The organism is Adonisia turfae CCMR0081 (genome assembly GCF_011009555.1).
Classification (GTDB): domain Bacteria; phylum Cyanobacteriota; class Cyanobacteriia; order Phormidesmidales; family Phormidesmidaceae; genus Leptothoe; species Leptothoe turfae.
Map to the genome: position 1 here is coordinate 613,380 of NZ_QXHD01000004.1, position 11,227 is coordinate 624,606.

5 protein-coding genes are annotated in these 11,227 nt (G+C 52.4%); all 5 read left to right on the forward strand.

Annotated features, from left to right (window positions below; genetic code table 11):
* Genes DXZ20_RS06865 through DXZ20_RS06885 form a run of 5 tightly spaced genes read left to right on the forward strand, consistent with a single transcriptional unit; the run spans position 1 to position 10,923 of the window.
* Positions 1–534 carry a hypothetical protein gene (locus DXZ20_RS06865; RefSeq protein ID WP_163697242.1) on the forward strand — a complete coding sequence of 178 codons (534 nt, stop codon included), beginning with the start codon at positions 1–3 and terminating at the stop codon, positions 532–534.
* On the forward strand, positions 527–2,218 hold the full coding sequence (locus tag DXZ20_RS06870) for a type IV secretory system conjugative DNA transfer family protein (protein ID WP_163697244.1): 1,692 nt from the start codon (positions 527–529) through the stop codon (positions 2,216–2,218). The genes DXZ20_RS06865 and DXZ20_RS06870 overlap by 8 nt, the downstream gene beginning before the upstream one ends.
* On the forward strand, positions 2,218–2,526 hold the full coding sequence (locus tag DXZ20_RS06875) for a hypothetical protein (protein WP_163697246.1): 309 nt from the start codon (positions 2,218–2,220) through the stop codon (positions 2,524–2,526). The genes DXZ20_RS06870 and DXZ20_RS06875 overlap by 1 nt, the downstream gene beginning before the upstream one ends.
* Before the next feature lie 13 nt (positions 2,527–2,539).
* Entirely contained in the window at positions 2,540–4,090 is a 1,551-nt protein-coding gene (locus DXZ20_RS06880) for a hypothetical protein (protein ID WP_163697248.1), read from the forward strand.
* Positions 4,090–10,923 carry a strawberry notch C-terminal domain-containing protein gene (locus DXZ20_RS06885; RefSeq protein ID WP_163697250.1) on the forward strand — a complete coding sequence of 2,278 codons (6,834 nt, stop codon included), beginning with the start codon at positions 4,090–4,092 and terminating at the stop codon, positions 10,921–10,923. The genes DXZ20_RS06880 and DXZ20_RS06885 overlap by 1 nt, the downstream gene beginning before the upstream one ends.
* Positions 10,924–11,227 lie beyond the last annotated feature (304 nt).

Here is an 11,227-nt window from a genome sequence, read left to right on the forward strand (position 1 = left end):
ATGGGGTATCGGAGATGGTTAATGCTAGGTGGTCTTTCAACAGCTCTAGCTGTTGGGGTGTATGCCAAAACATCGTCAACTGCTCAGACGTCCTGGCAACTGGCGGGGGAGATTGCGCCACCTGAGCTATTGAAACAAATTGGTGAGGAACATTTGTCTTCACTTGAGCCAGTTAATCTCAGTCAGATGCGGGTGTTGAAAGTTCATCAGTCCAGGCAGTCGGCACCCCTATATCTGGTGGATACTCGTTTAGCTGATAGCGATCAGCAACCCCTCTGTGGGCAAGCAGGCTGTGCGTTTCTTGGCTACATCCCAGGACAAAATGAGTACCAGACTGTGTTCAACACCTATCTGGACCCTCATCTGCCACCCGATACCGACCTGTTATCCGTGACTGATACCTTGCAATCAGGTTTGCCCACGCTAACCCTGCATCAGCTCGAAGGGCAACAACTCCGGCGATTTACCGTTGCCTTTGATGGCACCCACTATGCCGTTGTTACGGTAGACAATCTGTCTCTTACCTATGAGTAATGTTCTCCTACAGACTCAATCTCTAGATTTAAGAGCGTTACTAAAACCGCTCATGGAGTCGGGTATGGGATTTTTGCTACTGGGTCTAGGGATCTTATGGGCAGGTATGAGTTTGCTGGGAGGAACAGCGTCAAAAGGCCAACTCTCAACGGGACGCTTTGGCGGACGGCAGGAACGGCAGAAGGCTAAGGCGACTGCTCGACAACAGCGTAAGCAAGGTAAGACCGCCAAAGTATCTCTTAAAGCAGGAGACCTGGAGATTCCCCAGGCTCAACAAAGCATTGTGGTAGCCGGTGCGCCGGATTCGGGTAAAACCTTTAGCATCATTGATCCCGCGATTTGTTCTGCCATTGAGCAGGGCTTTCCTATTCTGGTTTATGACTTTAAGGGCTCTCAGGTGGCAACCCATGCGGCCTGGGCAGCCAGTCAGGGCTATGAGGTTTCTATCTTTGCACCGGGTCAGCCTTATACCGGCATCTGTAACCCATTGGATTTTTTAGCCGATGCGACTGATTCGCTGATGGCGGCTCAACTGGCTAATGTGATTCAGCGTAATACCCAACGGGACAGCGGCTACCGAGAAAATGACTTTTTCAATTCGGCAGGTACCAACCTGGTAGAAGCGGTGATGCTGCTGGCCAAGCTGACACCCTATCAGGATTTGCTGATGGCGAGCAAGATTTTAAATCTTGCAGATTTACCCAAACGGGTTCGAGCGGCGGGTGAAAAGTCCTGGGTGCCGTCCTGGACCCTGGATAGCTTTAGCCAGCTGTTAGCGTCCGATGGGGCAGAAAAGCAAATATCCGGAATTGTCGCAACGGCTCAACGTACCTTCAAGACATTTACCGGAAAACAGCTGGTGTCTAGCTTCTGCGGTAAAACAACCATTCCGTTAGATCTCACGGGTAAACAGATTCTTTTTCTTCAAGCAGATATTCAAAAACGGGATGCGGTAAATCCCCTGATAGCTGCTGTGTTACACCTGATCGTCACCCGCAATTTTGCGACACCTCGTAAGAAGCCTTTGGTGATTGCCCTCGATGAGTTACCCACACTCTATCTACCTGATTTACCCAAGTGGATTAATGAGTTTCGCTCCAATGGGTTTGTGGCTCTGCTGGGCTACCAGAACTTTGCTCAGCTGCAACACATTTATGGTCGTGAGCTATCCCGTGCCATCTTTGCGGCCTGTGGGACCAAGATCTTTTTTAATCCCAAAGACCGGGAAACAGCTCAAGAATTTTCAGGCTATTTAGGGGATAAAGAGGTGAAATACACCACCCGGTCCCGTAGCTATGGTCAGCATACGAGCCGTAGTCGGTCAGAGCAGTTACAGCGAGTGCCGCTGCTCACACCCGACCAGATTTTGAAACTGGACCAGGGAGAATGTGTCTTTATCAATCCGGCCTATCGCAGTGGCAAAGAAGCCTCAATTCCACTACGGCTGAAAGTGAAGCTGAGCCCGAAACATATCAAACGCCAGCATCGGAGTGAATTGCTCTGGCAACAAAGTGTACGGGGCCGACTGATTGCACGGGCTGCTCAGCAGGACGACATGGCCAATTTGAGTGAAGCCAATGAAGTTAGGCAAACCATTGCTGAGACGTTTTTCCCGTTGCCAACAAACGTGGATATCCCTTACGAGGGTGACCTAACTGAAGATGAATTTAGCGAGGTGTTGTAATGACAACCAAACCATTACTTGAAACTATTTCAACCCAGGCTCAGGAGCTACTGACAGAGATGCCTGAAATTTTAGAGGCTGTGACGGCAGCTCAACAGCGACCACCGTTGCCGTTAGGCTATGTCCCTAGCGTGATCGAGGTGTTGTTTGAAGATGTGCTTTATCTCAAGTCGGTGGATGGGGTGTTGCTGATGGCCCGAGATTGTTTAGCCGACTATCAGCCCCGATTTGTGGAATATCGCTTTGACGAGGAGATGGCGTTATTTCAAGTGGGCCGAGACGTGTTAGTCAACCGGATTGCATCGTAAGGAGAGAAGTATCATGCCATTTACGATTCGTACAGAAGACGCCCTGGCGATGCAGGAGGATGAGGCTCAACTGCTGATGGCCATTGGCCAGGTCACCCAGCGACTCTATGCCACGCTACACCGTCAGGTTCAACAACCTGCTGTTCCTGTTGAAGACAGCCTGCGCATCCAGATGGGACGTCGGGTGGTGTATGGCACTCTAGCCGATGGCACCCAACGGCGGGAACTGACGCCCAATACGCTGAAAGTGATTGTGGATGCTCTCCAGCGACCGGTCACACCGGATAGCGATCCAGCAGATTATGAGGGAAAGGTTCCCAATATTGTGATTCGAGATCAGGGACAGGTTCTGTTTCGAGAGGAACGAGATGGAACGATCACAGTTAATCAGATTCAGCTCACACTTCAACAGGCATCGTCTGAGCCTGAGCCGATAGCTGAACCAGTTGTAGAGGAAGCATTACCGGCATCCACCCCCATCACATCAGACCTGGCGAGTGATGTGGCTATAGCAGCTCAACAATTGCTAAATCCTCTGGGCCAGGAAATACCCACCTATCAGGCGGTTGCAGTTGGTCAATACACTATCCAACAACAGGGCGATCTGCTCTTAGTATCCCGAGAGGATGATGTCATTCTGTCGGCACGACAAGGCAGCATCCTGGATGAGCAGGTTACTCAGGCTGACTGGCAAACGTTTCACGACATCACTGAACGGATGCGGATAGCGCAGTTGGGAGAAATGCCTGAACCTGTTACAGCAGAGCAAACACCAACTGAGGACAGTCCACCTGCACTGGCTGTTTTAGATCGAGAGATTGCTAAAATTCCCCATGAGCAAACTCGTCAAACCCTACAAGCAACTGCGACAGACTGGAAACAGCAAGTTAAGACTCAGGTAAAACGGGGTGCTTTATGGCTCGCACGACAACCTCAGGTATTGCGAGACCAGCGGCTGGCCTATGCCGTTTTGGACCTGTTCCATCGTAGCTATGAGCGTACAGGAGAACATCATTACCGACTGGGCAATTATCGGCTTTCATTTAAGGGCACCAATCTTTATACCTTGCGAGATCAGCAGGGTGTGTTGATGCAGTTTCAGGCATTTCGTCAACTGGGGCTGTGCCATCGCATCAAACTGCTAGAAGTGAATGACCGGCTGAGTGACTTTCAACGACAGGACCTGATCTCACTCAAACAAGATCAGCGGGTGATGCCTCAAGGGGCTCTGGATGTTGAAGCCAACTACACGGCAAAGACAGATCGGGTGGAACGAACGGTGCGTGTCTTTTTGCGCAATATTGCTCGTGCCCATTGCTGGGATAAAGACGGTGGCCAGTTCAAGCTGGAAATGGGAGCCGGTAATCTGTTGCGAATTACGGATAAACGTCAGGGTCGGGGTGTGGTCTTTCAACGACAGGCCGGGGAAGTGTTCTCCAAACTGGGGCCAAAGGACTTTGCCCATTTTGATCGGCTGGCTCAACGGATGCGGTCGGTACAGATGCAGTCTTCAATATCGGCCATTAAACCTGTGGCCTCACAACAACAACTGGAGATGGGCTGATGCAGACATCTCTAGCAGCAGCATTTACCAACCATTTTCAAAGTGGTCAGGGCTTTGCCACGATTGTGGCCGCGCGACAATTTGCTGCAGAGATTTTAGGTGAACCGGTGCGGCCAGGAACAGCATTGGCGAAACAGGTAGATGAAGCCATTGAAGTGGGGGTGGTGCGGTCTGCACGGCAATTGATTGCTCAGGCTGAGACTACGCATCAAGCGTATGACCTTCTGGTAGACCTACTCCAACGACAACCGAAGTTGGGGGTAAAGTCATCCACATCTGTTCTTCAGCAGGCGTATAGTACCCCGGTACCCATTGCCTATTTTGCTAGTATGCTCGCCGGGATTACGCCAGAGACCACGGTGTATGAACCCACTGCAGGCCATGGAGCTTTGTTATTGGGTGCTACACCCGCTCAGGTGATCGCTAACGAGATTAATCCAGATCGCTATGGTGAGCTGGCGACTCGTGGTTACCGGCAGCTCACCCAGGAAGATGCACTGGTTTACCGTCCAGCAGAACAGGTAGATGTCGTCATCTGTAACCCTCCCTTTGGCACCGTTGTAGACGACAATCGCCGTACCCGACGATTTCGGATGTACGACACCTGGACCAGCCAGATTGATCAGGTGATCTCACTCAATGCTCTGCAAGCTATGAAACCCGATGGCCGAGCGGTTTTGATTCTGGGCGGTAAGTTGGGACGTGACACAGACCAGCGATCTGAGCGCTATAACAGTCGTGAGAGTCGGGCCTTTTATCATCTGCTCTATCAGCACTATCGCGTTACCCAACACCTATCGCTCCACGGTGACCTCTACCGCAAACAAGGCGCAGCCTTTCCCATCGATGTGATTGTGATTAACGGCACGGGTACTGCCGAGCGGCCATTACCGGCGGCTGATGTACCCACCATCTACTCGTCATTTGATGATCTTAAGGAGTGTTTGCCCAATGACCCAATCCACCATGATGTCTCCCTGGACCTATCCGTTTATGACTCAGCGCTATCCCAGCTTTCAAACGCTGTGGAAACCCCAATGGCTGCCGTCCCTGTTTATCGTGCGGCTGCCCCAGGAGATTCACACACTGGACGAGAAAACCTATCTAGCGCTGATGCAAACGCGACTGGACCGGATGATTCAACAATCGGCACAGGCGACGTCGCTCAAAGAGACTCAGGCGATGTTGGCCAACAGTCTGGACCAACTGGATTCAGCTCAGATAGTGCCGCTACTGGAGGACAACGACCTGGACACCTGGCGACAGCAGTGGAGCGAGACCCTGATTCTCAACACCTGGCGATTCCAGGAACAGCTAAGACATTACGGCGTGGCCTTCCCCGTGACGGACCTGATCTTGCCCAATCATCTCGAATTTCTCGACTGGCAAGCCCTGCACGACGATACTCTCCTGGAGGACTGGCTGGTCACCCTGACACCCTAATCCCAGGTCCCACCATGGATGCCCAACTGAGACAGGTGCCCTATCTTCCTAAAAGCCAGGGCACTTCAACCCAAACCCTGATTCCCTTTAATATGGCCAGTGCAGCCCAGGTAGCTCTGGAGCGCTTTGAAAAACACTACGGCAATATTGATGACTATCTGGCAGCGCGGTTGGGCTATGGGTCTCGTTTAGAGCTGTATCAATATCTGAGTGCAGAACAAATTGATGCAGCGGCCCTGGCCATTAGCCATATTGAACAGGGGGCTGGCTTTATCACCGGAGACCAGACGGGCATTGGTAAGGGGAGAATTTGCGCCAGCATTATTCGCTATGCCCAGCAGCAGGGGAAAATTGCGGTCTTTGTCACCAAGGATAAGCCCCTCTATGCCGACATGATGCGGGATGTGACGGATATTGGGATGCGGGGCTTTCGGCCCTTTATTACTGATAGTAGTACCGAGATTCCTCTGGCCAATGGTGGCAGTCTCAAGACCAGCAGTGCCGCTCAGCAAAAACAACAGATGGGCGACATGATGCGTCGGGGGACGGTGCATCCCTATAGCGCCGTATTTACCACCTACAGTCAGCTGCAAACGGTGGGTAAAAAAGAACCGCTGCGACGACAGTTTTTGCGGACGATGATGCCCAATGCCATTTTGATTTTGGATGAGGCGCACCAGGCAGGGGGCAGTCAACAGCGCTGGCAGGCCAATGGTCCGCCGGATCGGGCGACACTTGTACGAGAACTCATTGATAACTCCGCTGGGGTGTTTTATTCATCGGCCACCTATGCCAAACGGCCTGATGTGATGGACCTCTATGCCAGACGCACCGATCTGCGGCTGGGGGTGAGCAGTATTACGGCGCTGGAAAACATTCTGACGCGAGGTGGAGTGCCACTGCAGCAGATTGTGGCCAGTAAGTTTGTGGCCTCGGGTCAGATGCTGCGGCGAGAGCGCTCCTATGAGGGAATTACGTTTCAGGCACAGACGGTGCCAGTGGACCGAGAAGTAGCCGATCAGTTCTCAGCAGCGATGCGGGCAATTAAGGATTTTGACCGGGCCAAGCAGAAGGCGATTAAAGAACTGAGTAAGGAACTTAAAGCAGCAGCTAAGGCTCTGAGTGAGGATGGAGCCATTGGCGATGTGGGGGCAAAGAGCACCAACTTTACCTCACTGATGCACAACTGCATTGAGCAGGGATTATTGGCCCAGAAGGCAGAAGCGACGGTGCAGGCAGCGATGCAAGCCCTAGAGCGAGGAGAGAAGCCCGTGATTGCGGTGGCCAATACCATGGGCAGCTTTATTCAAGCCTATGCGGATGCCCATGATCTTAACGACCGTGACCCGATTAATCTGTCCTTTGCTGATTTATTGGAACGCTATCTAGAACGGTCTCGGGATGTGATCACCCGTGACTATCGCGGTGAGATGACGCGCCATCGGCTGAGTGATGACCAGCTGGGGATGAATGGAGTGATGGCCTATGAGGAGGCTCTAGAAACGATTCGAGAGGGAGACTTTAGTTCGATTCCCATTAGCCCTATTGACTATATTGAACAACAGCTAGAGCGGGCGGGCTATCAGGTAGCGGAGGTGACCGGGCGTAAAGCCGGGATTCACTATGACGCGGATGGGACGACGGCCTATAAGGTGAGGCCAGACCAGGAATCAACGGCAAAGGCGAAGATTGATGCGGTGGCTCGCTTTAATGCCGGGGATGCAGATGTGATTCTATTGAACTGTTCTGGGTCTACAGGAATTTCTCTCCATGCGTCGGAGAAATTTGCGGACCAGCGCCCCCGGCATATGATTGTGGCCCAGGCGGAGCGGGACATTAATGTATTTATGCAGATGCTAGGGCGAGTCCATCGTACCGGCCAGGTGGAGCTGCCACGATACACGCTGTTGATGGGGGATATTCCAGCCGAGAAACGCCCCGGAGCCATTCTGTGTCGGAAGATGGCGAGCTTGAATGCCAATACTACCGCTGCAAGAGAAACGGATATCTCTTTGAGTAATGTGGTGGATTTTATGAATCTCTATGGTGAGCAGGTGGTGACCGACCTGCTTAATGATGATTCTGAGCTGAATGCCAAGCTGGATTTTCCTACCGCTCAGGCCAGTGGGGATGCATCTGAGATTGCCCTAGTGAAAAAGGTAACGGGACGGATTCCGCTGTTGCCAGTGGCAGAACAAGAAGCGGTCTACAGTCTGATTGAGTCGGAATATCAGGACCTGGTGGAGCAATCACGGTCCATGGGGGAGAACATTTTAGAGGCAGACCAGCTTGACCTGGATGCGAGGCCATTGGCACGGATGGAGGTGATTGCCGATGAGAGTGAGACCCAGAGTGAATTTACGGGACCTGTGTATCTGGAGGTGGTGGATGCAAAGAGTGAAATGAAACCGCTGACTCAGATCCAGGTGATTAATGCGGTGCGTGAATCGTTGGGCTTAGAAACAGTTGAACAAGTTGAAGACCATGACCCGGAAGAGCTGGAAGCAAAGGCAGAGCAACAGGTTTCAGACACTATCAATGCCCTGACGCAGGAGACAGAAACCTACCGAGCCACGATGGTGCAGAGAAAGCGGGAGCCGGACGCCATCACCAAGTTTAATGACCGGCTGGATAATCAGGTATTGCAGGTGACTGGGATACTACAGGACTTTACACCGGGGGCTACGGTACAGATTCTCACGGCTGGGCAACGGCTAACATTTTATGGAGTAGTGGCCAGCATTGAACAAAAACATCGCTCAGGCAGTCCTGCCGCACCCAACAATTGGAAGCTGCGGATATTTGTGGCGGATGCTATGCGACAACTGACGGTGCCCCTTTCCAAGGTGAATAGTCATCGAGAGGGAGCCTTGAGAATCAGCCTTGAGGAAAAAGACTTTTTTGGTACCGATATCTATGAACTCTTTGATACCCGACAAACAGCTGGGCGGGTGAATCGGCAAATCTTTACGGGGAATCTGATTCGGGCCTTTGAGAAATACCCTGGTGGCAAGCTGGTGAACTATACCGACTACCAGGGCGATGTACGCCAGGGGCTGATGATGGCTAAGGGGTTTGACATTACCGAGGCCCTGAAGAAAGAGCCGGTGGTGTTTAAGCAGCCCCATCAGGTGAAGGCGTTTCTCACAGACCTGACTCAGCGAGAAGGGGTGGTGAAGACGTTGGATGAGTTGTTGCTGATAAAGGCTCAGCGGAATGGCAATGGCTTTGTAGTGCAGGCTCCTAAATCAAAGGAATCGGGAGGGAAGTATTTTCTGGATGAGGGATTGATTGAGGCGGCAGGGTCGGACTTTTATTCGGTGAGTAATCGGATGGAAGTAGTGGTGCCGTCGGAGCGGTTGGAGTCAACGCTGATGGTGTTGATGGTGGAGCGGGGGTATGCGCTAGCAGCCTTTGAGCACCAGGAGATTGCACGTGAGTATTTGGGCATTACGTTGCCAGAACTGAAAACGGTGGAGACGGAACCAGTGCCGCCAGTAAGTGTTCCGCCAAGAGTGGTGCAGCCCAAGCCGATTCAGCCCATTCTGAAAAAGAAGGCGGTTAACCCAGAACCGGTGCCTGTGAATCAGAAGTCTGAGGCGTCTAAGAAGACGATGCCCATGGGGTATCTGGAAAAGCGAGTGATTCGGTTTCTCAAGGAGGCAGGCATTTACCAGGCGGTATTAGAGAGTGACGACTTTCATTTCAAGATTGAGAATGAGCCGTATATTCCCCTTGTGGTAGAACGTCATGGAGAGGAACTGTATCTAACGCATTATTTGAGCCAGAACGGGGACACCTTTATCGATACGGAAATGGTGTTCGTGTTTCAAGAAGAGCGTCTGGAATTTAAGGAGACGGCAGTACAGAATCCATTGCAAGGAGGAGAGCTACGGGCAACGGACCGCAGTTTTGGCCAGGTATTCTCTAAGAACATTCTGGCCCAGGGATTTGCAGAGGCGGCAAAAGCGCAGTGGCAGGTTCAAGAAAGAGATAATCAAAGCCCTGAGGTGGTGACTGTTGTTGAGGTAGGAGAACAACAGACTGAAACAACGGGTGAGGTGAATCTGTTTGATGTGGAGCAGTTCTCGACGACAGCAGGTCAACCCCATAGTGAAGCAACAGGGCCAGATCCTACCTGGGATGTGTCAGCAAAGACACCTAAGGAGACGCCATCTGTTGAGAAGCCTCTAACGCCTGTTAAGCAGGTGATCAATCATCCGATATCGAAACCGTCGTTGCAGGAGATTGCAGATGAGGTGAGGAATCTGGATTTGGAGGTGATAGCGGCCAATCTGGGGTTGGAGCAGGACCGCTATGACAAGCACAAGTGGCGGGATGGGGACCACATTATTAGCATTAGCCAGACGCTGTTTATGGATTGGCTGGCGGATAAAGGGGGCGGTGGGGCCATTGACCTGGTGATGCATGTGCAGGGGGTGGAGTTTCGCTCAGCGGTGGAGTGGCTGTCTGGGCAGGACCTGTCGGCAGTGCCGGTGATTGCGCCAGTGCGGCAGACGGAAGCTGAGGCAGACCCTAAGCAGTTGGAGATGCCTGAACCCAATGAGCATCGCTGGGCAGGAGTGAAGGAGTATCTGGTGAATCGGCGCAAGCTACCAGAGGCGTTGGTTGACCGGGTGCATGAGAAGGGGCTGGTGTATGCGGATGACCATCAAAATGCGGTATTTGTGCGCCATGGTTTGCAGGATGGTGGCTGGCAGCGGGGTGAGGTGACGGGGGCCAGTCTGCGGGGTACCTGGGGAGAGCACAATAGCTATCATCGGCTGGTGCCAGGGTCGGTGCGGGAGTTGGGCTGGTTTCGGATTGGCACGGGGCAAGGGCCAGTACAGCGGGTGTTGCTGACGGAGTCGCCCATTGATGCGATGTCGTTGGCGGTGCTGGATAAGGAACGGCGGCAGCAGGCGGGGGTGACGGTGTATCTGTCTACAGATGGGACGGGTGGGGTGCCGGTGGAGGCGCTAAAGGCGGTTTTGCAGCGGAATGGACTGGTGGTGGCGGCGTTTGATGCGGATAAGGCTGGGGAGATGATGGCCTGGCGGGTGGCGGCGCAGGTGCCGGGAGTGAGGCGCTTGCAGCCTGCCTATGGGAAGGATTGGAATGAGCGGTTGGTGAATCATGGTCAGCCGGAGCAGGTGCAACAGACTGAACTTGATAGGGGGCAGCTACAACCTCTGTGGCAATGGCATCAGACGGCCTGGAAGCTGGGGCGATCTGAGAAGTATCTGACGCGGATTGCTGAGGTCGCTACGGATGTATTAAAGGGTAGGGCTTTGTCTGAGAAGGCTCAGGTGGCTATGCACAAGGATTTAGCTATGGGGCAGAAGCAGGCTAAACGGCAGGCAGGTAATCAGACGGCGCAAATGTTGTGAGGGGTTGGTTGGGTGAGATCGCATAAGCGCTGGTAGTCCCATTTCCATCCCTCTAAAAATCAAGACATACAATATGAGCATCCCTTGGTGACACACCATAAAAATTAACATCTGCTTGAGGAAAGTAGGACAGGTGAGAGGGACTATACAACCTTTGGTAATTCGAATATATCTACCGGTTTATCACGCAGTATTTGAACTTGATAGACAATTTTTTCACACGACTTGGAAGGTTACGAGCAGAGAAAAATAACTGGTGAGATGGGGGTTAGCTCGGCATCAGGACCTCCATAATGAGATCAAC

What these genes read in the sequence shown, in the direction of transcription:
- DXZ20_RS06875 (WP_163697246.1), top strand. Translation starts at nt 2,218, where the DNA reads ATGACAACCAAACCATTACTTGAAACTATTTCAACCCAGGCTCAGGAG.
- DXZ20_RS06880 (WP_163697248.1), top strand. Translation starts at nt 2,540, where the DNA reads ATGCCATTTACGATTCGTACAGAAGACGCCCTGGCGATGCAGGAGGAT.
- DXZ20_RS06885 (WP_163697250.1), top strand. Translation starts at nt 4,090, where the DNA reads ATGCAGACATCTCTAGCAGCAGCATTTACCAACCATTTTCAAAGTGGT.
- DXZ20_RS06870 (WP_163697244.1), top strand. Translation starts at nt 527, where the DNA reads ATGAGTAATGTTCTCCTACAGACTCAATCTCTAGATTTAAGAGCGTTA.
- DXZ20_RS06865 (WP_163697242.1), top strand. Translation starts at nt 1, where the DNA reads ATGGGGTATCGGAGATGGTTAATGCTAGGTGGTCTTTCAACAGCTCTA.